Annotated in this window: 21 protein-coding genes and 1 pseudogene; 14 read left to right on the plus strand and 8 right to left on the minus strand. The window is 51.8% G+C overall.

Annotation, left to right across the window (positions count from 1 at the left end; genetic code table 11):
* Positions 1-33: 33 nt before the first annotated feature.
* The gene (locus tag SE18_RS02030; protein WP_083469669.1) at positions 34-1,989 is read left to right on the plus strand and encodes a potassium transporter Kup; all 1,956 of its coding nucleotides are present in this window, start codon (positions 34-36) and stop codon (positions 1,987-1,989) included.
* A gap of 337 nt (positions 1,990-2,326) precedes the next feature.
* On the opposite strand, the gene SE18_RS02035 is transcribed toward SE18_RS02030, so the two are convergent.
* Complete coding sequence (locus SE18_RS02035; RefSeq protein ID WP_201783462.1) at positions 2,327-3,097, minus strand: M15 family metallopeptidase; 771 nt, start codon at positions 3,095-3,097, stop codon at positions 2,327-2,329.
* Positions 3,098-3,208: 111 nt separating this feature from the next.
* On the opposite strand from SE18_RS02035, the pseudogene SE18_RS02040 reads away from it, so the two are divergent.
* From SE18_RS02040 to SE18_RS02055, 4 genes and pseudogenes are all read left to right on the plus strand, one after another.
* Positions 3,209-3,460, plus strand: a pseudogene (locus SE18_RS02040) (response regulator); the annotation flags it as partial.
* Between the two features lie 352 nt (positions 3,461-3,812).
* Positions 3,813-4,541: a DUF6602 domain-containing protein gene (locus tag SE18_RS02045; RefSeq protein ID WP_054532754.1), complete on the plus strand. Its 729-nt coding sequence runs from the start codon at positions 3,813-3,815 to the stop codon at positions 4,539-4,541.
* A 287-nt stretch (positions 4,542-4,828) separates the two neighbouring features.
* On the plus strand, positions 4,829-5,509 hold the full coding sequence (locus SE18_RS02050; protein WP_054532755.1) for a response regulator transcription factor: 681 nt from the start codon (positions 4,829-4,831) through the stop codon (positions 5,507-5,509).
* Positions 5,502-6,626, plus strand: coding sequence for a sensor histidine kinase (locus SE18_RS02055; protein WP_083469670.1), 1,125 nt, complete (start codon positions 5,502-5,504; stop codon positions 6,624-6,626). The genes SE18_RS02050 and SE18_RS02055 overlap by 8 nt, the downstream gene beginning before the upstream one ends.
* Before the next feature lie 258 nt (positions 6,627-6,884).
* On the opposite strand, the gene SE18_RS02060 is transcribed toward SE18_RS02055, so the two are convergent.
* Positions 6,885-9,182, minus strand: coding sequence for a carbohydrate binding domain-containing protein (locus SE18_RS02060; RefSeq protein ID WP_054532756.1), 2,298 nt, complete (start codon positions 9,180-9,182; stop codon positions 6,885-6,887).
* A gap of 276 nt (positions 9,183-9,458) precedes the next feature.
* The gene (locus tag SE18_RS02065; RefSeq protein WP_054532757.1) at positions 9,459-10,793 is read right to left on the minus strand and encodes an alpha/beta hydrolase family protein; all 1,335 of its coding nucleotides are present in this window, start codon (positions 10,791-10,793) and stop codon (positions 9,459-9,461) included.
* 237 nt (positions 10,794-11,030) lie between these two features.
* On the opposite strand from SE18_RS02065, the gene SE18_RS02070 reads away from it, so the two are divergent.
* The gene (locus tag SE18_RS02070; RefSeq protein ID WP_054532758.1) at positions 11,031-11,360 is read left to right on the plus strand and encodes a hypothetical protein; all 330 of its coding nucleotides are present in this window, start codon (positions 11,031-11,033) and stop codon (positions 11,358-11,360) included.
* Between the two features lie 63 nt (positions 11,361-11,423).
* On the opposite strand, the gene SE18_RS02075 is transcribed toward SE18_RS02070, so the two are convergent.
* A complete protein-coding gene (locus tag SE18_RS02075) occupies positions 11,424-11,996 on the minus strand; it encodes a hypothetical protein (protein ID WP_054532759.1) in 573 nt (190 codons plus the stop codon).
* A gap of 485 nt (positions 11,997-12,481) precedes the next feature.
* Here SE18_RS02075 and SE18_RS02080 point away from each other — a divergent pair, with 485 nt between their 5' ends.
* The gene (locus SE18_RS02080; protein ID WP_054532760.1) at positions 12,482-13,138 is read left to right on the plus strand and encodes an SDR family NAD(P)-dependent oxidoreductase; all 657 of its coding nucleotides are present in this window, start codon (positions 12,482-12,484) and stop codon (positions 13,136-13,138) included.
* Between the two features lie 111 nt (positions 13,139-13,249).
* Here SE18_RS02080 and SE18_RS02085 read toward each other — a convergent pair whose 3' ends face one another.
* Positions 13,250-14,158, minus strand: coding sequence for an AraC family transcriptional regulator (locus SE18_RS02085; RefSeq protein WP_054532761.1), 909 nt, complete (start codon positions 14,156-14,158; stop codon positions 13,250-13,252).
* A 97-nt stretch (positions 14,159-14,255) separates the two neighbouring features.
* Here SE18_RS02085 and SE18_RS02090 point away from each other — a divergent pair, with 97 nt between their 5' ends.
* Complete coding sequence (locus tag SE18_RS02090) at positions 14,256-15,014, plus strand: SDR family oxidoreductase (protein ID WP_054532762.1); 759 nt, start codon at positions 14,256-14,258, stop codon at positions 15,012-15,014.
* A gap of 77 nt (positions 15,015-15,091) precedes the next feature.
* On the opposite strand, the gene SE18_RS02095 is transcribed toward SE18_RS02090, so the two are convergent.
* Complete coding sequence (locus SE18_RS02095; protein WP_054532763.1) at positions 15,092-15,646, minus strand: hypothetical protein; 555 nt, start codon at positions 15,644-15,646, stop codon at positions 15,092-15,094.
* Between the two features lie 207 nt (positions 15,647-15,853).
* On the opposite strand from SE18_RS02095, the gene SE18_RS02100 reads away from it, so the two are divergent.
* The 6 genes from SE18_RS02100 to SE18_RS02125 all read left to right on the plus strand — a co-directional run bounded on the left by SE18_RS02100 (position 15,854) and on the right by SE18_RS02125 (position 21,793).
* The gene (locus SE18_RS02100; protein ID WP_054532764.1) at positions 15,854-16,243 is read left to right on the plus strand and encodes a hypothetical protein; all 390 of its coding nucleotides are present in this window, start codon (positions 15,854-15,856) and stop codon (positions 16,241-16,243) included.
* Between the two features lie 191 nt (positions 16,244-16,434).
* Positions 16,435-17,715 carry an ATP-grasp domain-containing protein gene (locus SE18_RS02105; protein WP_054532765.1) on the plus strand — a complete coding sequence of 427 codons (1,281 nt, stop codon included), beginning with the start codon at positions 16,435-16,437 and terminating at the stop codon, positions 17,713-17,715.
* On the plus strand, positions 17,708-18,526 hold the full coding sequence (locus tag SE18_RS02110; protein WP_054532766.1) for a Rossmann-like domain-containing protein: 819 nt from the start codon (positions 17,708-17,710) through the stop codon (positions 18,524-18,526). Before SE18_RS02105 ends, SE18_RS02110 begins: the two co-directional genes overlap by 8 nt.
* A gap of 27 nt (positions 18,527-18,553) precedes the next feature.
* Positions 18,554-19,378 carry a class I SAM-dependent methyltransferase gene (locus tag SE18_RS02115; RefSeq protein WP_054532767.1) on the plus strand — a complete coding sequence of 275 codons (825 nt, stop codon included), beginning with the start codon at positions 18,554-18,556 and terminating at the stop codon, positions 19,376-19,378.
* A gap of 2 nt (positions 19,379-19,380) precedes the next feature.
* A complete protein-coding gene (locus tag SE18_RS02120) occupies positions 19,381-20,610 on the plus strand; it encodes an MFS transporter (RefSeq protein ID WP_201783463.1) in 1,230 nt (409 codons plus the stop codon).
* Between the two features lie 10 nt (positions 20,611-20,620).
* Positions 20,621-21,793, plus strand: coding sequence for a cysteine synthase family protein (locus tag SE18_RS02125; protein WP_083469673.1), 1,173 nt, complete (start codon positions 20,621-20,623; stop codon positions 21,791-21,793).
* A 14-nt stretch (positions 21,794-21,807) separates the two neighbouring features.
* Here the strand turns inward: SE18_RS02125 and SE18_RS02130 are convergent, their stop codons facing one another.
* Complete coding sequence (locus tag SE18_RS02130) at positions 21,808-23,070, minus strand: glycosyltransferase (RefSeq protein ID WP_054532768.1); 1,263 nt, start codon at positions 23,068-23,070, stop codon at positions 21,808-21,810.
* 369 nt (positions 23,071-23,439) lie between these two features.
* Complete coding sequence (nhaA, locus tag SE18_RS02135) at positions 23,440-24,813, minus strand: Na+/H+ antiporter NhaA (protein ID WP_054532769.1); 1,374 nt, start codon at positions 24,811-24,813, stop codon at positions 23,440-23,442.
* Between the last annotated feature and the right edge of the window lie 228 nt (positions 24,814-25,041).

The raw sequence follows: 25,041 nt of genomic DNA on the forward strand, positions 1-25,041 counted from the left end.
CGAATGTCGCAGTTTAAAGGCGGTTAACCATCTATGGCACATGAGGCAAAGCAACCACTTGATCAGGCAGCCAACCAGCATGACGATCACAATCATGAGCATGGCTCGCATCACCGTCCAGCGCCGACCGGGCGTTATCTTGCGCTGCTTTCCTTGTCAGCGCTGGGTATTGTCTACGGCGATATTGGTACCTCACCACTCTATGCAATGCGCGAAAGTTTCCATGCGAGTCACGGCCTTGCGCTGACTCCAGCCAATATTCTTGGGGTTGTCTCGCTGATTTTCTGGGCCTTGGTCACGGTCGTCACGATTAAGTATTTGATCTTTATCGTCAAGGCCGATAACCGCGGCGAGGGTGGCATTTTGGCCCTGACTGCGTTGGCAACGCCGATTAAACAGATTGGCACAAGCGGTAAAAAATGGGTCGTGTTGTTGGGGGTTTTTGGCGCGGCACTGCTCTATGGCGATGGCATTATTACCCCAGCGATCTCAGTGCTTAGTTCGATTGAGGGCTTAAATGTTGCGACAGACTTCTTTGAACCCTATATTATTCCGCTGACTATTCTGATCTTGATTGGGTTGTTTTTGATTCAGCGCTTTGGCACAGCCTTGGTTGGTAAACTCTTTGGGCCAATTACCTTGCTATGGTTTACGGTGCTTGCTGTGCTTGGGGTCGTCAATATTATTCACGAGCCAGGCGTCATTCGGGCGATCAACCCGCTGTATGGCTGGGAGTTTTTTCAGAATAACGGCTGGAAGGGCTTTCTGGTGCTGGGCAGCGTGTTCTTGGTGGTGACAGGCGGTGAAGCGCTGTATGCCGACATGGGCCACTTCGGGCGGCGACCAATTCGAGTTGCTTGGTATGTGGTGGTGCTGCCGGCCTTGTTGCTTAACTATATGGGCCAAGCGGCGTTGCTCATTCGCGAGCCAGAAGCGGTCGAGCATTCGTTTTTTCGCATGGCTCCCTCATGGGCATTGTACCCGCTGGTTATTCTGGCGACGCTGGCAACCGTGATTGCCTCGCAGGCCCTGATCTCAGGTGCGTTTTCGATTACGATGCAGGCCAGCCAACTGGGGTTTTTGCCACGTACCCGCACGTTGCACACCTCGCGCACTGAATATGGCCAAATCTACATTCCAGTGGTTAACTGGTTGCTGATGGTTGCTTGTATTCTGGTCGTGATTGCCTTCCAAACTTCATCGAATTTGGCTGCTGCCTATGGAATTGCTGTCACCTCGACGATGGCAATTACCTCGATTATTTTCTATGTGGTGGCCCGCGAACACTGGGGTTGGAGTGGGTTGAAGGCTGGCTCGCTGACTGGTTTCTTTTTGGTGATTGATATGGCCTTCTTGATTGCTAATGCAGTCAAAATCCCGCATGGTGGCTGGTTCCCCTTGGTGGTTGCAGTGGTCTTGTTTACGATCATGACTACCTGGAAGCGCGGTCAGCATCTGGTGGCCGCACGCGCCAGCAGCGATCAATTGCTTTCTGAATTGACCAACCGGATTACTCACGATCCGCCAGTGCGGGTGCCTGGAACTGCAATTTTCCTCAGTGCGCGGCGTGATGGTGCACCTGAGGCGTTATTGGCCAACATGCGCCACAATGGGGTGTTGCATCAACATATTTTGCTGGTGACCGTTGAATATCGCCAAGTGCCTCACGTTGAAGAGCACGAACGCTTTTTGCTTGGCGAGGCCAGCCATGGCTTTCAGACCTTGACGATTTTCTTTGGCTTTATGGAAGATCCTGATGTACCGAACGCCTTGGCCAAGGCTGTTATCCCTGGGCTTCCATTCGACCCCGAGCAAACCACCTATTTCGTCAATCGCACGAAGGTGATTGCAACCAAGCAGCTGCCTGGCATGGCGCTTTGGCGCGAACGGCTGTATGCAGTTATGCTGCAAAACTCAACCAGTGCTGCCGATTTTTTCAGCTTGCCACCAACCGCAACTATTGAGATTGGCACGCGGGTCGAAGTTTAAAGCTTCGATTGCTTGAAAATGCAGGCTTGTGGAATCTTTGCCACAAGCCTGTTGCATTTAATCTAGCTGTATTCAGTAAGGTAAAGCCAGAACTGCCGACCCTGCCAAATTGAAATTGAAAATGTGGCAGCCCATCCAGTAGCGCAGTCAGGCCATAAAACAATTTGAGGCTAGTATCAAGTGTATTGGGCATATTAATTCACACCGATCACTATGATTAAACAAAGAAACCCATAGAAAAATAAACTTGGCATAAGATTTTGGAGCGTTTGGCTTCTGCTCTAGTTTACCTTGAGAATTTCCACGGTTTCTCCTCCAAACTGCTGGTTGGTTCAGTTTATGGTTGCATTCGCGGATCGTGGGTTGGGTCGAGATACATTTCTGGGCAGCCCGATTCAATTGCTTCTGGACGATATTCGTAGTGCCAAACTTCGTTACCATAGATTTGACATAATCCGAAATTATCCCCATGCTGAATCAGCCAATCGAGGGCTTTGTAGGGGCCAATATCGACCGCTAAGCCAGCAACGTGGGTTGAGGTTGCTGGGCTAGCAACCCAACGTGCAGCTTCAGCTTCAGAACCATAATTAATGATTGCCTCCTGCAACAGTTGATTCTGATAGGCTGGCGATCGCCAGCCACTGGTTACATAGAACACAACATCATTTTCGGCAGCGTCGTTGGCCGCTTGGCGCAACGCATGCAACAGGGCTGGGTCAAGGTTGGCGATTGCTGGCAGATCGCTATCGAACACAGTTGTGCCCTCAGGAACCACGCCATCAGCAATCCCAATCTCGCCATCTTGGGCAAACTGCGGCGGATCGTTGGGCGGCGCGGGTATTTCGCTGGGTGGCGTTGGTTCGCTGGTTGCTTCAAGCTGCGGCGTGGCGGTTGCTGGCACTGCGGTTGCAGCAGCTGGCTGCGGCGATGGAAGCAAGGTCAGGGCGGTCTCGGTTGGTGGGCCGTCAAGAATCGCGGTTTGGTCGAACCCTGGCATCCGAAGTTGCAAGCTGCGGAATGCGCCAAACGCTGCGACGCTGAGCAATCCAGCTATTAGCAACCAGATAATCCGACGACTTGGATTTTGGGTTGGTTTGTGATACATCATTGCACTAGGGTACCAAGGTTGGGGTTGCCAGAATGTATCGAAATTTGAATATGTTGCCGATATGGTCGGGCTGCTATACTGTGCGCTATTAATGAACAGGAGCATTTGCCCATGCGGGTTTTAATTGTTGAAGATGAACCGTATTTGGCCGAGGCGATACGTGATGGCTTGCGTTTGGCAGCAATTGCCGCCGATATTGCCGGTGATGGCAACACTGCACTGGAGTTATTAGATCTCAACAGCTACGATATTGTGGTGCTTGACCGCGATATTCCTGGCCCTTCTGGCGATGAGATAGCCAAATTTATTGTTGGCTCTGGCAGTGGCATGCCAATTCTCATGTTGACTGCTGCCGATCGGCTTATTTGCAACAGAATGATGTTCTCACCTCGTTTCACTAAGCCCGAGTAACCAATTCATAATACACTTGCAATCAATGATTACCAGGCTTTTGAGAACGCTAATAGCACATTAGCGATAGCAGTAATTATAAATAAAGCATTTTGCATCAGTAGCGTACTGTGCAATACTTTTTTCAATTGATGGCAACAGAACCAATCGGAATAACATTGACTCATTTTTGTATGCCAAGTAAAATAATGGCTGTACTACTTTGGCACACAAACCTTAGGGTTCTATACAATATGGTAGAGGTAAAATATGGTAGATAACTATCTGTACGATATTTTGTCACGAGTTGGAGTGAAATAGTAAAATGAACGATTGGTCTCTATCCAAATTACTATCCAATTTACATCAGGATATTGAACGTAAACTCGCTATAGCGCGCGAGTCATTTGTCCATCCCTCAACAAAAGGGGATGCTAGCGAAGGAATATGGATAGAACTATTCCAAAAATACCTTCCAAAGAGATATAGAGTTGAGAAAGGTCATATTGTTGATAGCAATGGAAAATTCAGTAATCAGATAGATATTGTAATATTTGATCGCCAATATACGCCACTCATATTTGATTTTCAAGGCCAACTTATTATTCCTGCAGAGAGTGTTTATGGAGTATTTGAGGCAAAGCAAACAATCAATGCTTCTCTAGTAGCATATGCTAAAGATAAGTTAGCAAGCGTTCGCACTTTACACAGAACAAGCCTACCAATACCACATGCAGGTGGTACGTATGAGCCAAAGAAACCTTTGCCTATTCTTGGAGGAATACTAACTTTTGATAGTGATTGGTCTCCACCTCTTGGTAAATCTCTTAGTGAAGCACTTAAACCAATTGACCATAATGAGCGCCTAGATTTTGGTTGTATAGCTGCTCATGGTTTTTTTACGTGCGATGATGCTGGGTGTTATACATTCAATACAGGTGAGAAATCAGCAACAGCGTTTCTCTTGGAACTAATCGCTAGATTACAAAATGTAGCAACAGTACCAATGATTGATATTCGTGCTTATGCTCAATGGCTAGTAGAAGATAAATAAGCAGAGTGACTAACTTAGTTTATTGTTTCGCTCAAGCCCTGCTAGAAATAGCAGGGTTTTATAGTTGAAAATTGTTCACTCATTCGCGAGGAAAGGCTGCTAGCGCCGCGATCGTGAATCACCAGCAACCAGATAATCCGACGGCTTGGATTTTGGGTTGGTTTGTGATACATCATGGCACTAGGGTAGCAAGGTTGGGGTTGCCAGAACGTATCTAATTTTCGATATGTTACTGATATGGTTGGGCTGCTATACTGTGCGCTATTAATGAACAGGAGCATTTGCCCATGCGGGTTTTAATTGTTGAAGATGAACCGTATTTGGCCGAGGCGATACGTGATGGCTTGCGTTTGGCAGCAATTGCCGCCGATATTGCAGGCGATGGCAACATTGCACAGGAGTTATTAGATCTCAATCCCTACGATATTGTGGTGCTTGATCGCGATATTCCTGGCCCTTCTGGCGATGAAATAGCCAAATTTATTGTTGGCTCTGGCAGTGGCATGCCAATTCTCATGTTGACTGCTGCCGATAGGCTTGATGACAAGGCTTCTGGATTTGAACTTGGTGCTGATGATTACCTAACTAAGCCATTTGCATTGCAAGAATTGGTGCTGCGGCTGCGCGCGCTTAATCGGCGGCGTGCTCACAATCGGCCACCAGTGCGCGAGCTGGCTGGTTTGCGGCTTGATGTTTTTCGCCGCGAGGTCTATCGCGATGGCCGCTATATTGCGCTGACCCGCAAACAATTTGCGGTGCTTGAGGTGCTGGTGGCAACCGAGGGCGGAATTGTAAGCGCAGAAGAGTTGTTGGAACGGGCTTGGGATGCACATGCAGACCCGTTTACCAACGCCGTGCGGATTACTGTCTCTGGCTTGCGCAAACGGCTGGGCGAGCCATGGCTGATCGCTACTGTGCCAGGGGTTGGTTATCGAATTGACATAAATGAAGGAGCTGAACGTGGCTAGGCCAGATGGATTGAGCGTTCGGCTCAAGCTGACCATCAGCTATGCTGGCCTGTTAATCTTTGCCGGAATTTTGATGGTGGCGGCAATCGGAGTCTTTTATTATGTGCCTGATGCGGCGATTACTGTGCTTGGGCGCTATGTTCCCAACATGTTGCGGGAGCCAGTTCCGCGTGCCTCTGCGGTTTTATCGTTCTTATGGCTCTTTGGCTTGGTTGGCGGCTGGTTTTTGGCTGGTCGCATGCTGGCTCCACTAGCGCGAATTACCGATGCCACCCGCAAGGTTGCCAGCGGTTCGCTGACCCATCGCATTGGCTTAGAAGGCAGCAATGATGAGTTTCGCGAACTTGCTGATAGCTTTGATGCAATGTTGGTGCGGCTCGAAGCCCATGTTGGCGAACAGCGCCGCTTTGCAGCCAATGCCTCGCATGAATTACGCACGCCCTTGGCGATTACCCAAACCTTGCTTGATGTAGCCCGTAGCGACCCAAACCGCATCACCACCGAGCTGATCGAACGGCTGTATACGGTCAATGCGCGGGCAATCACCTTAACTGAAGCCTTGCTTATGCTCAGTCGCGCCGATCAACGCTCGTTTACGCCTGAAGCGGTCGATCTCTCGCTGATTGCTGATGAAGCGACTGAAACCCTGTTGCCACTGGCAGAACAACGAGGCCTGAGCATTGAAACATGTGGTGAGCTAGCGCCGACCATCGGCTCTGCGGCGCTGTTGCTGCAAGTGACGATGAACCTTGTACATAACGCAATTGTGCATAATCTGCCAGAACGGGGCTGGATTTCGGTCACAACCAGCGTCGAGCACAACATGGTGCTGCTGAAGGTCGAGAATAGCGGCGAGCAGCTTAGCCCGAGTGTGGTTGCTACACTTGTCGAGCCGTTTCGCCGTGGGAGCGAGCGCATCCAGACGAGTCATGCTGGCGTTGGGCTTGGCTTAGCGATTGTTAAAAGTATTGTTCATGCTCACGATGGCCTGCTTAAGCTGACACCACGTGAGGCTGGTGGGCTGTGTGTATGCGTGCAACTTCCGCTGCATGTGGATCATGCTGTAGTGCCACCCGCCCCAATAGATGCGCAACCAACCTCAAATTGTTCGATATAAATATAATGCGGATTATTCTGCAAAACAGAAGATACAATGAATATTCCTCACAAAGTCTATGATATGGTGATTCGGGGACATATAATGGAATGTTCGCTATTTCGAGGTGGAACGCCAGGTGGAACGCCATCTGATCAAAAAAACGCGCTTCAACAGTGAAGCGCGTTTTTAACCGTAAACATATAATAAAGATTATTCTGCTCAACAGAATTAATTACTTTATCAGAGAAAGCATAGCTATGCACAATGAATTGAAGCTTATGGCTTAATCAATTCAGTTGCATCAAGATACAAGTCATCGGTACCAGCTGCGGTTTCGATATACCACGTCACCCGTTGCAATGTACCAGTCCAGGTTGGGGTTATTTGGCCGCTCAATTGGGTCCATGCGCTATTCGATAGGGTGGTATTTGGCGAGAGTTGAAGCCATTGATTGCCTGTTGTGGTTTCAATTTGCAGCATAATTCGGGCTTGCGGTGTGCCACTTGCGCTGCGCACCCAAGCTTTGGTTTGATAGGTCACACCTGCTTGGAAACTAGCAAGGTTCAGTTCTTGGGCAGGGCCGTTCCATGCTGCAACCCGTTGGCTGAATTTCAGCGCATTTGCCCCTTGATAAACAGGGCTATTGACAACCGTCAACGTACAGCATCCCCAGAAAGTGCTGCCTTGCTCCATCCCCGGGTTGCGCAACAGATTAGTTGGGCCAGGGGTTGGGCTTGGGCTTGCCGTCGGCGTGCGGGTCGGCGTTGCAGTTGGGGTACGCGTTGGCGTTACCGTCGGCGTGCGGGTCGGCGTTGCAGTTGGGGTAATCACAATTGGACTAAATTCATAGGCCCCAAGGTCGGGAGCGCTGCCAGTGTAGGCGAGACCAACATTAATGCCTTTATCGACCGCAAAACTGCTGCTGCTGGCTAAAGCATAAAATGGATAGGGCTTGGCGCCTGCCAAGGTGAGGCCTGCTAGTTGCTGCCAATTGTTGCTCAAGCTGACGCTGGTTACTGGCGGTCCATAATTGACAAAAAAGCCCCAATTTGTGCTTGCATAGCTGTTATTGCTCAAAATAAGGTTGCTACATGCAGCAGCCACAACACATTCAGTCGCAACAATTGTGTTTAATGTGCCAATTTCATTGGTTTGGAAGATATTATTGCGAATCTCAATATTTTTTAAATAGATACCAGGTTTATCGCGGCGTTGGATATAAATTGGAATGCCAAATGAGCCATAACCAGTGTTGTTATAAAATTTTACGCCATCGATATAGGATGCCTGCACATGGAGCATCCGATGATTGGTTGTTGTGCCTGATTCAAAAATATTTTGTGAAATCTGATTATTTTTGCGTTCAGGTCCGACATTTTCATCTGCACCCGACCACACAGCAATTCCAGCTTCACCAGGATTTTTAATATAATTATGCTGAATCTTGGTATTGCTCATTGCCACTTCGATGGCCAAATTGCCATACCAATTGTATTCATTCTGCGGTTTACAAGCGACTCCCGGGGTACACCATTCAGTTAAATTCAAGTTATTATCGTGAAAATCAAGCGTGGTTGCTGCTGGAAGTTGATTATTATCGTACCAACTAACAAACGATGTCCACGTATTAACTTGGACATTATTAATTTCATTGCCTTCCAGTAAATTCCATAATTCGATACTAGCAGCCATGCCGCGCCATGTGCCACTGGTAATATTCGGATCAGAAATAATGCTGCCATGATGAATGTGGGTATGCTTAAACCAACCACCTTTGGCAAATTTCAAGCCATAGGCATCGCTAGTTGGGCTATTAATCACAAAATCGTGAATCTCAGCGCCATCAAGCCCGCCAATTTGTACTGCCCCACTCATCCAACTACCCATATGTTTGCCTGAATTGATCACCGAAAAGTGATGTAATTTCAGGTTTTGGACATAGGTTGTTGGCGGAATATGAGCATCTGCGCTATCATCGTCTGGATTGTAGCGAATGCTGCCATCAGCATTGATGTTAATTGCAGCAAAATCGACATCGCTAATCTTCAGGTTGTAGAGTTCGAAATTATGCCGCCCTTGCATGTAAATGCCCACGTGTAAACTGCGATTGTTGCCATTAATGCTTAAATCGTGGATCGACTGGTTGCCATTTGCTGCTGGAGCAGAGATGAAATTCAACATACCTTCATCATAGGTCGCGCCATTGGGAGTCCACGTTGCGCCAGTCAAGATGGTTGTATCCACGCCAGCACCTTGAATATTTACCCCAGTTGGAACATACAATTTATTGGGGACGAGGTGAGTGCCTGGACTAAGGTGAATCGTGTGGCCTTGATTTGGAGCGACTAGCGCAATCGCGGTCGCAAGCGTGCGCCAAGGTTGGCCACTACTACCATTGCCCGTTGTATCATTGCCAAGCGTTGCATCAACATAATAGGTTGTTGCCAACGCTGTTGCCTGCAAGCTCGTGCGCGAGGCTGCTACAGCCTTTGGCCTTGCCACCAGCAATCCGCTGCTCATCAATAATCCGACAACGACCAAACCAACGACCAGCCGCCAATGTTGGGTTCTCATCCTTACCATCCTTCGACACCATCAATACACCACTAGCATGCATGGCTTCAAGCGGCGACGCGATTGGCTTGGGCGGCAAAAATGGTGGCAATGATCAATCGTTGAGACCGCTTTCAGCAAAGCAGCAAGTATGAGTATCGGCTTCTATGTGTAGAATACTCTACCACAAAAATGTTTAAATATTATTAAGATGGCTTAAAGCTCTGACTATCAGCTGAGCGCACAGATTTTGCAGACGGATCGGCAGTTTCCATGCTGTCGAGCCTCGTTTTCAGCTTACTTCGCAAGCCAGTGCATCTCGTTGCGCTGTGCTAAATTAGTAAATTGCTCGTGGCCTGCGCTGCGCAAATGCCCATCGAGAAACATTCGCACATAACTATCTACAAGCGCTAAACCTTGGCGTGGCTCAAAGCCATCAGGCGCCAACAAGGGCGATAACAGCTGAGCAAAGGTAAACGACAAATGCGAGCTGTTGGGCAATTCTAGCCAAACTGCCTGATTCTGGGCATTGCTGATTAAGTGGTTCCAGTTTGTGACCGCAGTGACTAAATTGCTGCTTTCCTGTGACGTGATCAGCAGTAAGGGCTTGGTTGCAGCACGCTCAACGCTTTTGCCATATAGCCCGCCATCAAGATTGATCACAACCTTGCAGCGAGCATCAACCTCGCAGGTTTCCAAGGCAGTTGCGCCACCAAACGAATGGCCAAAGATACCAATGTGGCTGAGATCAAGCTGGCCAGCCAATAAGCTATCGTTTGCATTCCAACGTTCAAGCGTATCCAAAACGAAGCGCTGATCGGCAATCCAGACTGGTAACACGTGCTGATTGATCTGCTCGGTCGTCACTTCCTGGGCTGGATCGATGCCAAAATGGGCGAAATTTGAAAAGCGCACTTCGCCATCAGGAAACACGGTTACTGCTGCTGCATCAGTGTGATCGATGGCAACCACCAGATAGCCCCAACTTGCCAGTTCCTGAAATGTCGAGCTATTTTGGGCGCGTAAGCCAACCATACCCGGCGAAAACACCAGCACTGGCAATGGACCAGCGGTTGATAGCATAGGCACACCCTCGCTGGCAGCAAGCGTGATATAGCGTAAATGTTGAAACACGAATGCAGGAATTCCGGTCATATCTCCTAGCCCGGCAGCAATCTGATCAGGGTATTTAGTTAATGAGGCAGGTTCGCCAGCATAGGCCGCAGGATACCAAACCGAAACCATGAGACGGCGTTGTCTGCTTGAATCAACCACTACACGATCGACAATACCAACTGCATACAGTCCTGTCGGCGTAGGCAAGCTTGGCACTGGCAGCAACCAGCTTGCACCAATAATGCTCAAAACAAGCCCCACAAAGCTGATGCCACTGATGATCCGCAAGCGACGCTCACTAGACGCCAGTAATTGATTCAGCAATACCAAGCTTGCCAGTCCATACAACGGCAGTAGTTGAATCCGCCAACCCTCGAGCAGAATCTGGATCAAACTTACAACCGCTGGCAGCAGTGCTGTACTCAAGCGCCAGCGTGCGCGCGTGGGTTGCGGCATAAACGGCAAAAACAACGCTGGCAAAAAGGCTAAACATGCTATCCATTCTAAAAAGCGCATTGTGGATTCCTTTGCACATACAAGCAACGATGTGCATGCAGGATAGCTGTTTGGCATCGCAAACGAATATCGAAATGGTTGCAAGCTATTGCCCAAAAATAAACATTTGTTAATTACCAAGATGAAGATTATTCTGTAATACAGAATGGTGAATAAATTATTTTCTATGCTTCGGTCTAATTCTTGCTCATTCTTAACCTTAGAAATAGTCAATCAACTAGTTAAAAGGAGCAAATTATGAGTTCGGATACGCATATTGCTGAGGTTTATAACGGCGTCGTTGTGCAGCTGGAAACGCTATTACGCTCACGCTTTGCTGACATCACATGGAATCTTGGGCGCTATAGTGAGCTTAATGCCCAAGATAAAGTTGAACATTTGTCCAACGGCAACCAACGCATAACTGGCATTATTCTGACTGGAACGGCCAATGATGGCAAACACCAAAGCAGCTTCATTCCAATCGAATTTACGCCAGAAGGCTATCCCACAATTGATAACCTTGATCAAACCGTGATTGCGCTAGCCGAACAATTACGCATGCCACTTTTAGAACCAGCAAGCTAGTTTTTATAGCTGATATTGACATAAAGTTACGTAAATTTAATGCTATCGATCTGTTTAGGAATACTACTGTTTGGCAAAGGCTGCTGCGATCGACGCAAACTCAGGGTCGGTTGCCAGCCATGCCTCGAGTGTGCTGGCTTCGGCGCCTGGGGGAAAGACCGGAAACGTGCGTTGGAAGCGTGTGATCTCTGTTTGCGCGCCAGCAGCTCGAATGCGCATTACATATCCGCGACCAGCGATCGAATAACGCTTGCCATTCATCTCTACCCATGCAAATTGTCTACTGCGATCCGATTCCTCCCAAATCGTCGATGTCACGAGCGTGCCATCTGCAAACCGCAACTGGCACTGATAAACTTTCTGCTGATCGATAATTGGTCTCGCACAGGTTTCCTGCATCGTGGGGCCATCTGCGACGATAATCAGCTGTAATCCTTTGTCCCACGTATAAAGCCGATAGGCCGCCGTCGGAACAGTGCGGGTAGCACGAATATCAGGCATTGTCATTAAAGCAATCGTCTTATTATCGTATTGGAATGCAAAGACAAAAAGCATGCCAATGAGGCAAAAACCGCTCAGCCGCTTAAGCGTATCGACGATAGCATTTGGCGATTTGGGTGATGGCGAGGTATTCATTATCTAACTCCAGCCTATTTGTTCAAGCAATTGATCATTAGCGATTTGGATTGCCTAGATTCAACAGTGGCAGTCTGCGCTGGTCCATCGTCACTTCGTGCAGATCATTATTTTCAATTCCTCCTGCAACCACTGGCATTGATCAATGATCTTCCCACCATCGGCATTAATCAACATTTTGCCCCAACTGTTGTCTAAGCGACAAACCAGCAGATTTGGTGGTTGACGAGCAGTTCAGCCATCTATCATACTATTGGCAACATCTGTTGTCTAAGCAACAGTTATGGCTTATTCTTACTGGTTGCCTATCGATCGCCCATTGCATTGTGCACATGCTGCTGGGAGCGATGTTATTGCTTGCCAAGGTGCTCGTTTTAGGATGAGCGCATGCAGGCCAGCCCTCCATAGCGAATAACCTAGGTCGATTTTCTCATCGTGCTGCTCTAGGAGTGTGCCGATATCTGCAATAATGGAGAACACATTTTATGCCTACACTCGCAATTGTCGGCGCCGGGCCAGGGATGGGTCGCGCGATCGCACAGACATTTGGGCGCAACGGGTTTCAAGTAGCCCTAGTCGCGCGCAATCAAGCCAAACTTACGGAGCTTGTTGCACAGCTTGAGCAAGAGGGCATTACGGCAGCGGGTTTTACTGCCGATGTATCTGAGCGCTCATCGCTCGTCGCCGCCTTTGCTGCAATTAAAGCACGCTTCGGCCCGGTGGATGTCCTCGAATTCTCGCCTGCTAATGCGGCGCTTCCCTCAGCTACGCCAACCGAGGTCAGTATCGCCAACCTTCAGCCGCAGATCGACTTCTACATCTATGGTGCGATCACTGCGGTCGAACAGGTATTGCCCGATATGCTGGCGCGCGGCAGTGGCACGTTGCTGTTCACAACAGGTGGCTCCTCGATTAGCCCATCGCCAATGTTTGCAAACATTGGGATTGCCAGCGCAGGGCTGCGCAATTGGGTTTACAGCCTGCATGCGGTGCTGGCGGAGCACGGAATTCAGGCTGCGCATATCGCAATTAGCGCTTGGATCGGACAACAGCCAGGGGCAGCACCGGAAAACATTGCGCCGCTGTATTGGGAACTTTACAGTCAGCGTGACCAGATCGAGCGCCACTTTTTGCCAGGGTGAGCCATGAGTATCGATGTCCGATTTTAGAACTCATACTGCGACCGAGCGTGGATATGCTTCTGAAATTGACGCCAGAATTAGCGTTCTGGCGTCAATCAATTATCACCATCATCATGCTTGGAGCAGCGCTTGCTCCCGCGCATACTGGGTTGGCGGCACCCCAACGTGCCGTGTAAAGGCAACACTGAAGGTGCTCGCGGAGCTGTAGCCAACCTGCTCGGCGACGTCGGCAACACTCACGCTCTTGTCGCGCAGGATATTTTTCGCCAGCGCTATCCGCCAGCTGAGCAGGTATTCCATTGGCGTTACGCCGACTGCCTGCCGGAAGCGCTCAAAGAAGGTCGAACGCCCAAGCGCAGCCTCGTTGGCCAACTCGGCCACCGTCCACGCCCTAGTCGGCTGCTCGTGCATTCGGCGTAGAGCAATCGCCAGCCGCTCATCGGCCAACCCACGCAGCAGGCTTGGTGATGCTGCGGTTCCTGCTGCCGAGCGCAACGCTTCAATAAGCAGCACTTCAAGCAGGCGGGCAAGAATAACCTCACGCGCAGCTCGCTGCTCGCGCGCTTCTTCTTGGACAAGCTCCATAAGGATAGCGAGTCGGCGCTCGTGGCGAACGTGCACAAGTTGCGGGAGCAGCGAGACAAGCAGGCGGGCATCTGGGGAATCGAAGACACAGTAGCCCACCACCATGCGCACATCAGGCGGGCCGCTTGCCACACCATGACGGATTTCACCATTGGGGAACACAACGTGGTTGCTGGCGTGTTCCTGTGGTGCTGCTACAACACTCGACACAGTGAAGTCGAAGGCTGATGGGATCAGCACGAAATCACCCTGTTCGAGGAGCAGCGGCGCGCAGCCATCGACGGTAAGCCGAATCGTCCCTGCAAGGATTGCGCAGTAAAAGGGCCTGCCAACCTCCGTCCGTCGCACAATCCACGAGCCTGCGCCACTCACTAGCTTTGAGAATGGGGCACTCGGCTGAAGCAGCGTGACAACCTCTGCCAGCGGGTCAATCATTTTTGGACTCCTACAAATGAAACGTGGACGTTCTAGTGTAGCACGTCCAGGTAGTGCTGGCTATACTTACAGCATCATCTTTCAACGAGGAGCCACCATGAACACGATCTTAATCACAGGATGCTCGACCGGATTCGGCCTCGAAACGGCACGTACCTTTCTCGAACGCGGCTGGAAGGTCATTGCCACGATGCGAACACCAAATGCCGACGTGTTGCCACCGTCCGAGCATCTGCGCGTCCTCGCGCTTGATGTCACCGATCCAGCGAGCATTCGCGCCGCAGTGCAAGCCGTCGGACCAATCGATGTGCTGGTCAACAACGCTGGTGTTGGTCTGCTCGGCATTGTCGAGGGTACTCCGATCGAGACAATCCGCGCCACGTTTGAGACCAACACGTTCGGCGCGATGGCCGTGACCCAGGCCTTCCTGCCGCAGTTCCGTCAGCAGCAGAGCGGAGTTATTGTAAACGTCTCTTCCAGCACGACGCTCAAGCCGCTTCCAATGCTCGCGGTATACACCGCAAGCAAGGCGGCGCTCAACGCGTTCAGCGATTCGCTCGCCTTGGAGCTTGAACCATTCGGCGTGCGGGTACGGTTGGTACTGCCCGGGAGTTCGCCGGAAACCGCATTTGGCCAGAATGCACAGACCGCTATGCGAACGCAGGGTCTTAGTGTTCCCGAAGCCTACGCCGAATTTGCGCAGGGCGTTACTGAGGCCATGGCTGCCCGCCGTGCGCAACCGCGCACCCGATCGCTCGATGTGGCCGAAGCCATCTGGCAGGCAGTCACCGATGCTGCAAGTCCAATGCATCTGCCTGCTGGCGCAGATGCTGTTATGCTCTCAACCGCGAACTAGCAGGATGACGCCAATTCACGACCGTCCTTATCCGAGACGATCCGCGTTTGTGCACAAGCGCGGATCGTCTTATCCATTTAATCTTGGGGCCAATTCTTTACTGAAAACGGGCCAGATATTTCGCGGGTCATGCTCACCGTAGAACCAGCAGCATCGTCCGTAACGGTAATCGTCATCCCAAATGCAGGGCCACAGACTCCATTTGCCGTGTAGCTATAGGTGCTTGTTGTTGCACTAAATTGCTCTTCCTGCCACGCAGCAGCAAGGGCTTGTTCGCGATACCAAGCCAAAATCGTGGCTGCTGTTGCAGAACTGCTAAACGTCGTATGCCGGATAGCAGCGAGATCAGTGGGAGTCTCGGTCTGAAGAAGATCAGAATAGTCAGGATACAGGAGCCGCTGGGGATAGACAGGATGATCTAATGTTTCGCAACCACGATATTCATACCACTCCTCCTCAGTGGGCGTTGGTTGCGCCAGCGTAGCTTGAACTGACGTTGCCGACGGTAGCAGCTTGGCCTGCATTATCGTTGCGGTGGCTAGCACAGACTCTTGGGGAATGCTAGATTGTGGTGCAGAATCACATCCCTGAAGCAGTACAACTGCCAGCAAAAGCACAAACACATAGTTCATCGAAACCCTCCTTAATCTACCATCGAGAACGCAGTTGCTTGTAGTACGTAAAACATCCGAGATTGTTCACTTGTTCCTACGAAAAAACGATTCCATGAGCATTTGCTACGCTGAATGCTATAATCGGTCATTGAAGCAAGATCCATTGAGAATGAGGATTTTTTGCAAGCATAACAACCATTGTAGTTTATATTGATGGAGATTATGATGAGTTTTAGCGAAACGCATGACATTATTCCAAAACTGCACGCTATTCTTGCTGCTGTCCCCGACGTTGCTGATGAACATCATCTTGGGCGGCCATTTTTGACCGCCTATCAAATTGCAATTGCCTTTGCCCAGCGCCATCCTGATGATGTGACAAACTTAGGCCATCCTATCGGTGGCCAAGGTAGTGGTAGCCGCTATAGCCTTTCAACCTATGTTGCCCGGCTTTTGTCGGGCTATGTAAAAGCCAATCCAAACGGGCCAATCGAAGGCGCGTTTATCTCAAACTGGCATCTTAACGAGCTAACGTTTAACTATAATGAGCAGCTTATTCGCTCATCGTTAACCGAATCGTCGTTTCCGCTCTCGATGTTTCGGCTAAAATCATAGCCCTAGGGTGGTGCTCAATAGTTTTGCATTCTTCAGCGCATAAAACCGCAGCCTTGCTGCGGTTTTTGTGTACCAGCCAACCCTTGCTAGCTTTAATCAACCTCGCCCACGCTTGACAAATTATTGAGACTTAGTATTATTATCAAGGATTATTGATACTGAGTATTATTATATAGCTGAAGGGGCATGCGATGGGGCATCTGTTGATGCTAGAGAGTTGGGTTGGGGGAACGGGCCAGATTTTGCCAGCGGCCATTACGGCACTGGGCCATAGCTATAGTTTTGTGACGCGGCGGCGGGAGCATTACGCGACGCCACCAGCTACCCACCCAGTGCTGGCTTATGCCCAACATGTGCTTACGACGGAAACCAATGACGAAGCAGCGCTGATAGATTTTCTACGTGAGCAACATCGCTTGCTGCATTTCGATGGCGTGCTGACGATTTGCGATTATTACATCGACACTGCGCGCCAAGTGGCTGCTGTGCTTGATTTGCCATGTTCGTTTCCGAGCCACGTTCGTAGCATTCGCAATAAAGGCCTGTTGCGCCAAGCGCTAGATCGGGCAGGATTGGCAAATCCAGCGTATCAACTGGTGAACTCGTGGAGCGAAGCCCAAACTGCGGCGCTGACGATTGGCTATCCGTTGGTGATTAAGCCGACCGATTTGGCTTCGAGTGCCTATGTGCGCTTGGTACACAACGACGCTGAGCTACGCGAAAGCTATACAACGCTTGCTGGTTTTGAGCGCAACTTCCGCGACCAGCCCCGCGAGCGAGCGGTTTTGCTCGAAGCCTATATGCATGGCCCAGAAGTTAGCGTTGAAGCATGTACATTTGCTGGCGAAACCACCATCCTTGGGATTACTGATAAGGGCCTCACTGGCGAGCCATATTTTATCGAAGATAGCCATATGTTTCCGGCTGCGCTGAGCGAGCAGGATCAAAGCGTAACTATTGAGCTTGTGCGGGCTGCGCTCACGGCGGTGGGCTTTGATCATGGCATCAGTCATACCGAAGTTAAGCTGACTCCCACTGGCCCACGCATTGTCGAGATCAATCCGCGTGTTGGCGGCAATTACATCGCCGAATTGGTTGATCGGGTCAGTGGGATTAATCTGCTGAATGCGACAATTGAGCTAGCGCTTGGGCAACGACCAAACGTGCAGCCACGCGAAACCAGCATTTCGAGTGCGGCAATTCAATTTTTGGTGCCCAACCAGGCTGGCACAGTGCAGGCGATTCATGGCCAAACTGCGCTTGCCAACGCGCCGCATGTTGCCCGCTGGACGCTTAGCGCGACTGCTGGCAGCACAATTGATCAGCCGATCGATAATGCTTGTTATTTGGGCCATGTGGTTGCGGTTGATGCTGATGGCTTGCAAGCCCGTTCATTTGCTAGCCAAGCGGCGGCTTTGCTGGAATTTGAATTTGCCGAGCAGCCAAGTTTGGAGGTTGCTCGCAATGGCTAAGCCAAATTCCATCGCTGCTGCAAGCGTTGGCGAATTGATTAAAGCAGTTCTGGGTGGGGCTTATACGCTTGATCCCACTGAGCTATTTGCCACCGGCGCAATGTGGATTGCCCAAAGTACCAAGTTTCCGGGCACAACCCAGCTGTATCGCAACTACTATTTGCTGCTGCGCTCGGGGTCAGCGTTTGGCGCTTGCTGCGTTGAACGCGACGATCTGCCAGCGCTGGTTGCTGAAGATCTGGCGGGCGCTTCGCTGGCAAGCTTGCTGGCTGATCCGCGTTTGCCTGTGCGCATTGCCGCGCTTGATGCCTACTTCGGCAGCGTCGAGCCACATCGTGATGCAGCCCGTGCTACGCCATGGCAGCTGCCCCTTGGCACCCCGCACGATCGTGCTTTAGCCCGTGATCGGGCGATTGTAAGCTTGCTGAAGATTGAGCCAGGCCAACAGGTTGCGCTGATTGGAGTGGTTAATCCGTTGGTGCAAGCGATTCGCGAACAGCGTGGCGTGTGTTTGCCCTGCGACTTCAACCTGCGCCAAACCCAATGGGGCGACCCAGTAAGCAACACGATGGAGCCAGCACTTGACGCCGCTGATGTGGTGATTGCAACTGGCATGACCTTGAGCAATGGCTCATTTGATCACATTTTGGAGCGGGTGCGGGCGCGCTCGGTGCCGCTGGTGGTCTATGCCCAAACTGGCAGCAGCATTGTGCCGCAGTTTCTTGATCATGGCGTGACAGCGGTATCAGCTGAGCCATTTCCTTTTTCGCAATTTAGCGCCGAGCCAAGCGTGCTCTATCGCTATCAATAACCCTGTGTGATTCGTTCTGGAGGACGGATGGAGCTTCCAAGCAATTTTTCCAACCTGTTACACGATTATCCCCAGCTCTACGATCATGTAATTCCCGACCCTGAGCAGGCGATGGGACGCTTTTTGCATGGCCTGCTTGAGCAGTTTGCGCCAGGGCCACGGCTGCTTGATGTGGGCTGTGGGCTTGGGCGCGAAATCGCCTATCTGCAAACCCAAGGCTATCAGCCAATTGGCATCGATTCGTCGGCGGCGATGATCGCATGGGCCAGCCAACGTAACCCAAGCCTGCGTTTTGTTCAGGCCAGCCAACAAACCTTTGCGCTTGATTGTGCCTTTGATGCAATTATTTGTGTTGGCAGCACCCTGCTTTACAATTTGACCAACGCTGAATTGCTCGGCACGTTGCGGCGGTTTCGCCAACACCTCGTTGAGGGTGGCGTGTTGGTGCTGGATATGCGCAATGCTGCCTTTTTCTTGACCGAAGCAGGCCAACGCTGGCTGCGCCAAGAACATCGCGAGGAAACCAAGCTGGCAAATGGCACACTCGTTGGCTTGACGCGATTTGACATAACGCCAAGTACACAACTTCTCGAACGCTACTATACATGGCTATTTCCTGATCAGCCAGCGCTGCACGAGCACCTACAACATCGGTTGCTTTTTCCTCAAGAGCTGGGTTTATTGCTGCAACTAGCAGGCTTTGGCGTCGAAGTGATGTTTGACGAACCAGCTCCGCATATTGGTGCGTTTACTAGCGATTGGACGTTTGGCCAAAGCCTGTTTGGACGACGCCTGCAAGTTGTGGCCCGTGCTTTGGCGCCAAGTGAGCAGGGAGCAACCGCATGGAGCTAAGTATGGCGGAGCGGCAACGCGGCCTACGTGCCTTGTTGGGCTTCACCTTTTTTATGGTCAGCGGCTTTACGTTGGTTATGCCGTTGGTCGCGGTGCATTTCGTCAATACGCTTGGCTGGGCGGCGGTGACCGTTGGCTTGGCCCTCGCCGTGCGTCAATTGACCCAACAAGGCTTGGCACTGGTGGCGGGAAGTCTGACCGACCGCATCGGAGCGCGCCAACTGTTGTGTGGCGGCGTTTTGCTGCGGGCAGTGGGTTTTGCCAGTCTAGCGTGGGCCAATACCATTCCTAGTTTGTTTACTGCCTTGGTGGTTTCAGCCTTGGGTGGGGCATTATTCGAGGTGCCCTATCAGGCCTCGATTGCCATGCTGACCACTGATGAATCGCGGCCTCGTTATTATGCGCTGAGCAACCTTGTGAGTGGTGTGGCGACAACACTTGGCCCGCTGATCGGCGTATGGCTGTTGCGCTTTGATTTTCAATGGGTTTGTTTGAGTGCGGCAGCCTGCTTTTTGGTGACGTTTGTGATTGCGGTGCTGGTGTTGCCAGCGGTGCGCACTGCTAATTCGAGCAAGAAGCTGGGGGCTGGCTATGCGCTCGTGTTTCGCGATCGACGCTTTTTGGCCTTGACAGCATTGCTTATGGGCTATTGGTTTGTGGCAGTACAAATTAATATCAGCCTGCCAATTATGGTCGAACGGCTAACAGGCAGCAGCGATGGCGTTGGTGTAATGTTTGCGCTCAATGCTGGCATGACGGTCTGCTTGCAATACCCAATGATCCGGCTGCTGGAGCCACGGCTATCCACCCGCGCAATTCTCGTAATTGGGGTTGGGCTGATGGCCCTGAGCTTGGGTGCGGTTGGCTTGGTCGGTAGCTTTAGCCTCTTACTAGGCTGTGTTGGCTTTTTTGCCTTTGGCTCACTGCTGACCAGACCAACCCAACAAAGTTTGACGGTGGCGCTGGCCGATTCGCAAGCCCTTGGCACCTATCTGGGGGTTAGTTCGCTGGCGTTGGCCATTGGTGGTGGCTTGGGCAATGGCGTAGGCGGCTGGCTGATCGATTTGGCAGCAGCCCATGCGCTGCCATTGCTGCCATGGATAGTGTTTGCAGTGGTGGGGTTGGTAAGCGCAATTGGCCTCGTGCTGTTGCCGCTGCCCAAGCCTGCGCTTAATCCTGCTGCCGCGATCGAGGCTCATTCAGAGGGCGAAACGACTGCCGCCCCAGCGTGATGGAGAATCTATGCTTACGATTATTGATACGATTGGTCAGACGCCGCTGGTACAACTGCAACGCCTAACCCACGCCAACGAGGCGCGAATTGGGCTGAAGTGCGAGCGCACCAATCCAGGTGGTAGCGTCAAGGATCGTCCAGCGCGCTTTATCATCGAAACTGCTGAGCGGGCTGGTTGGCTTAGCCAAGGCGGCACAATCATTGAATCGTCAAGTGGTAATTTTGGCATTTCACTGGCGATGCTTGGCGCTGCCAAAGGCTATCGGGTAATTATTCTAGTTGATCCAAAAATCACTCCAACCAATTTGGCCTTGCTTGAAGCGTATGGCGCAGAGGTCGAGATTGTGACCGAGCAAGATGACAGCGGCAGCTATCATAAAACCAGAATTGCCAGAGCCAACGAATTAGCGCGCCAGATTCCTGGGGCATTTCGACCAGACCAATGCTTCAACCTGCTCAACAGTGAAGCCCATGCCAACAGTACCGCGCGCGAGATTTTGGTGCAGGGCGGCAATTCATTGGCCATGGTGATTGCGGCGGTCAGCACTGGGGGCCAGCTTGGCGGCATCCTTCGTCAGCTCAAACTGGTTGCGCCGCATGTTCAGGTCGTTGGCGTCGATGCAGTTGGCTCGGCAATTTTTGGCGGTGCGGCCCATAGCTATCTGATGCCTGGGGTTGGGTTGGGCTGGACTCCAGCCAATTTGCCGTTGGCCTTGCTCGATTACGCCTTCAATGTGCCCGATGAAGCAGCCTTTTTGGCCTGTCGAACCTTGGCGCGCCATGAAGGGATTATGGTTGGCGCTTCGAGTGGCGCGGTGCTGTTGGCTGCCATGTTCTTTGCCCAACAATTGCCTGCTGATGCCCAGATTGTGGTAATTGCCGCCGATAGTGGCGAGCGCTACCTGCAAACTATCTACAACGATGCATGGCTCACTGACCATGGGCTTAGTATCAATTGTAGCCCTGCAGAGTTGCGAGCGCGGGCTCGGAGCTTGCGGCCATGTGCGTTCCACGAAGGTCAGGTTGGCACCGTCCAAGCCAATTTGGCTGAAACGCTACAAGTTCCCGCCTCTACGCAGCAGATGAATCAGCTGGTACAGGAACACTGGCGGCAGCGCTCGTTGCAAGTAGGTTCGGCGTTTACCACCCGTCAAGCGCTGCTCCAAGATGTTTATTGTTAAGCTAGGCCTGAAATTCAATTCAGCGGCACGTGGCGCTGAATGATCGCCACCGCAGCGAGAATTCCCGCATCGCTCGCGATCTGCTGCCCCAAAGTCGCTGCTCGGTGCTGCATTGGAGAATCATGCAGCACCTGGTTGATCGCCGCGCTTAACTGGGGCGTGCGCAGGGTCTTGCGGGCGATGGGCGGCGGCCCGACGCCTAAACGGGCCACCTGCCTGCCCCAAAATGCTTGATCGCCCATAAAAGGCACGACAATCGAGGGTACTCCTGCGCGCAACGCCGCAGCGGTGGTTCCCGCCCCTCCATGATGCACAATCGCGGCCATTTGCGGAAACAACCACGCATGGGGAATTGCATCCAATAAGTGGACGGTAGGCGGCAGCTCACGAACGGTTAAGCCACCCCACCCTGCTGCAAGGATGCCCCGTTGGCCAGTTTGGGCCAAGGCCTCCAGTGCGATACGCCCTGCAGCTTCTGGATTGCGGCCACCCATGCTGCCAAACCCAAAATAAATCGGTGGCTCACCAGCTGCCAAAAACGCAACCAGATCGGCAGGCGGTTTCCAATCTGCTGGCGGATCAAGGAACCATGCCCCCGTCACCGTATGGTGCGCAGGCCAATCGCTGGGGCGCGGCAGCACATGAGGGCTATAGCCATAGATCACTGGGATGTGCTGGCGCTCATACTGGCCAAAAGGTCCAGCTAGCGGCGCGGCTGGTAGGCCAAGGGTTGTTCGTGTCGCTGCATCGGCGGCTTTCAGGGTTTGCCAAAACACGAACTGCATTAGGCGGAAGGAGAGGCGATTAAGCATGCCACCAAGGGTTTTCAATGGCACAAGGGGACTAGGAAACATGCTGGTTGGGGTAAACGGAAAGACATGCGCAATCAGCATGGGGATTTGGGCCGCTGTCGCTGCGGTAAATGCCCCGCCAAAGCCAGCCATTCCAGCAATCAGCAGATCGCTACCATGGAGAATTGCTGGAAGCTGACGGGCTTGCTCGGCGGCACGGCTGCGCATCTCACGCTGCATCTGGCGCAGAATCGTCACGAAATTGCCGCGTTCAAGGGTTGCACGCCAAGCGGGGCTATTCAGCAGGACTTCAATGCTCTCACCGGTTGAAATAAAACTCAAGCCAGCATCCGTAACAAGGGGCGCAAAATTGTCACTGGCGGCAACTCGTACTGTATAGCCAGCCGCCTGCAAGCCGACCCCAAGCGCCACATAGGGTTGTACATCGCCGCGCGTTCCGCCCGTCATGATGGTGATAATTGGCATAGTCCCCTCCTTGCCGATCATATCGAAGGCCTGCTTGATGGTAGGCGACGCACCACGACAGCGCTTTTAATGGAAGCATCAGTAGAATAGATAAGAAGCGCGCTGTCGCCATCGGATTTAGAATACCATGCAGAATGACCTTAAACGATCCCTCATTTTTGCCAGTTCTCATCTCCAACGCAAAGCAATCCTGTAGGCTCAAGCCAATCCATAGCCACGAAGCGCTGGAAGCATCTCGACGATTCCAATTTCGCTAATCCTGCTAATCAGTATGCTCATGAAGCGGCTGCAACTGGTTGCCAAAGGCTAATCGTTCAGGATGGTCAGCGACGATTTGTAAAGTCGCTGACCATCCTGATTAGGCGCTGGTCACTGGCTTTTTTTGTCATTGGTGCGAGGTTGTGGCATCCGCCGTAAAATGAGCATCCCACCGCCACCAGCGATCAGCGAGGCAAGCAAAATGGCGAGTTTTGCTGCTGTCTGTGCTTCTGGAGTGGGTAAGCCAAGCGTGGCAAGAAACATCGACATCGTAAACCCAATGCCGGCGAGCATGCCTGCCCCGAGCATGTGGCCCCACGTCACCCCCTCTGGTAACTCGACCCAGCCACTTCGCACCGCCAGCCAACTTGCACCGACTAAGCCAATCGGTTTGCCGAGCACCAAACCAAACACCACGCCAAGCACAATGGGGATGGCTGGGCCGTGAAGCGTGCTGAGCGACACCACTACGCCAGCGTTTGCGAGGGCAAAAATTGGCATAATGCACCAGGTAATCCAGCCATGTAGGCGGTGTTCGAGCTTTTGCAGGGGAGCTTGGACATGTTCACAAAGATCTTCGAGCTCGAGGACGGTTTGTTGTTGTTGTTCATCGGTTAGCATTAGCGCTGTGGCGTCGGTGGTGACGGGAAATCCCTCAACAAGCGCATGGGCACGCGCCCGAAACGCCGCGCCATCAATTCGAAAGCGCGCAGGAATGGTTAATGCAACCGCAACCCCCGCCAGCGTTGCATGAATCCCCGAAGCCAGAAATGCCAGCCATACTCCGACGCCGACAACGAGGTACACCAGCAGCGTGCGAATCCCCAGCCGATTAGCAGCCATTAACAAGAGGAGCAGGCCGATGCCGACCAGGAGTGCCCCAAGGTTCAGCTCCGCCGTATAGAAGATGGCAATCACAATCACGGCAATCAGATCATCAACAATCGCCACGGCAGTTAAAAAGATTTTGAGCGCTGCTGGTACGCGCGACCCGAGCAGCGCGAGACATCCCAAAGCAAAGGCAATATCCGTTGCCATCGGAATCCCCCAGCCGGAACTGCCCGTGCCACCACGATTGAGAACCGCATAGATTGCGGCTGGCACAACCGCACCGCCAATGGCGGCGATAATTGGTAATGCGGCCACCCGCAGGCGCGCAAGCTCGCCGACTAAGACTTCCCGTTTGATTTCGAGGCCAATAAACAAGAAGAAGATCGCCATAAGGCCATCGTTAATCCAGTGATGGATCGAGAGTTTCACTTCGAACAAGCCAAGATTGATGCCAGCATAGGTCGCTAACAGCGATTCATATTGCTGGTGCATGCCCGTATTTGCAAGCAGCAAAGCGATGATCGTAACGGCAATTAAAGCGATGCCACCTGCTTGGGCGTAGTGCATAAATTCTTGCATCGGGGTAAGCACACGCGCCAATGGCGTATCACTCCAATGGGAAGCCGGACGCGAGCTGGTCGGTGGTGATGCCATCAAACCCTCCAAGCGGCGATCACGACACCACCCACAGGTTCATGAGTTGGCAGCACATAAGGACAGGTCGACGGCAACACAAAAGACTGTCCCTCTGTGACAGTCTCCTCCAGAACTCGGATTGGGTGCGCCGAGGAACGCTATAAAACTGAGCTTCTCTATGGTACCGAACGTTGCATCCGCTGTCAACCGCATAAACCGCCATGCGCGCCGATCGTGGGCTAACAA

The organism is Herpetosiphon geysericola (genome assembly GCF_001306135.1).
GTDB classification, from domain to species: Bacteria; Chloroflexota; Chloroflexia; order Chloroflexales; family Herpetosiphonaceae; genus Herpetosiphon; species Herpetosiphon geysericola.

What these genes read in the sequence shown, in the direction of transcription:
- SE18_RS02030 (WP_083469669.1), top strand. Translation starts at nt 34, where the DNA reads ATGGCACATGAGGCAAAGCAACCACTTGATCAGGCAGCCAACCAGCAT.
- SE18_RS02035 (WP_201783462.1), bottom strand. Translation starts at nt 3,097, where the DNA reads ATGATGTATCACAAACCAACCCAAAATCCAAGTCGTCGGATTATCTGG.
- SE18_RS02045 (WP_054532754.1), top strand. Translation starts at nt 3,813, where the DNA reads ATGAACGATTGGTCTCTATCCAAATTACTATCCAATTTACATCAGGAT.
- SE18_RS02050 (WP_054532755.1), top strand. Translation starts at nt 4,829, where the DNA reads ATGCGGGTTTTAATTGTTGAAGATGAACCGTATTTGGCCGAGGCGATA.
- SE18_RS02060 (WP_054532756.1), bottom strand. Translation starts at nt 9,182, where the DNA reads ATGAGAACCCAACATTGGCGGCTGGTCGTTGGTTTGGTCGTTGTCGGA.
- SE18_RS02065 (WP_054532757.1), bottom strand. Translation starts at nt 10,793, where the DNA reads ATGCGCTTTTTAGAATGGATAGCATGTTTAGCCTTTTTGCCAGCGTTG.
- SE18_RS02070 (WP_054532758.1), top strand. Translation starts at nt 11,031, where the DNA reads ATGAGTTCGGATACGCATATTGCTGAGGTTTATAACGGCGTCGTTGTG.
- SE18_RS02075 (WP_054532759.1), bottom strand. Translation starts at nt 11,996, where the DNA reads ATGAATACCTCGCCATCACCCAAATCGCCAAATGCTATCGTCGATACG.
- SE18_RS02080 (WP_054532760.1), top strand. Translation starts at nt 12,482, where the DNA reads ATGCCTACACTCGCAATTGTCGGCGCCGGGCCAGGGATGGGTCGCGCG.
- SE18_RS02085 (WP_054532761.1), bottom strand. Translation starts at nt 14,158, where the DNA reads ATGATTGACCCGCTGGCAGAGGTTGTCACGCTGCTTCAGCCGAGTGCC.
- SE18_RS02090 (WP_054532762.1), top strand. Translation starts at nt 14,256, where the DNA reads ATGAACACGATCTTAATCACAGGATGCTCGACCGGATTCGGCCTCGAA.
- SE18_RS02095 (WP_054532763.1), bottom strand. Translation starts at nt 15,646, where the DNA reads ATGAACTATGTGTTTGTGCTTTTGCTGGCAGTTGTACTGCTTCAGGGA.
- SE18_RS02100 (WP_054532764.1), top strand. Translation starts at nt 15,854, where the DNA reads ATGAGTTTTAGCGAAACGCATGACATTATTCCAAAACTGCACGCTATT.
- SE18_RS02105 (WP_054532765.1), top strand. Translation starts at nt 16,435, where the DNA reads ATGGGGCATCTGTTGATGCTAGAGAGTTGGGTTGGGGGAACGGGCCAG.
- SE18_RS02110 (WP_054532766.1), top strand. Translation starts at nt 17,708, where the DNA reads ATGGCTAAGCCAAATTCCATCGCTGCTGCAAGCGTTGGCGAATTGATT.
- SE18_RS02115 (WP_054532767.1), top strand. Translation starts at nt 18,554, where the DNA reads ATGGAGCTTCCAAGCAATTTTTCCAACCTGTTACACGATTATCCCCAG.
- SE18_RS02120 (WP_201783463.1), top strand. Translation starts at nt 19,381, where the DNA reads ATGGCGGAGCGGCAACGCGGCCTACGTGCCTTGTTGGGCTTCACCTTT.
- SE18_RS02125 (WP_083469673.1), top strand. Translation starts at nt 20,621, where the DNA reads ATGCTTACGATTATTGATACGATTGGTCAGACGCCGCTGGTACAACTG.
- SE18_RS02130 (WP_054532768.1), bottom strand. Translation starts at nt 23,070, where the DNA reads ATGCCAATTATCACCATCATGACGGGCGGAACGCGCGGCGATGTACAA.
- nhaA (WP_054532769.1), bottom strand. Translation starts at nt 24,813, where the DNA reads ATGGCATCACCACCGACCAGCTCGCGTCCGGCTTCCCATTGGAGTGAT.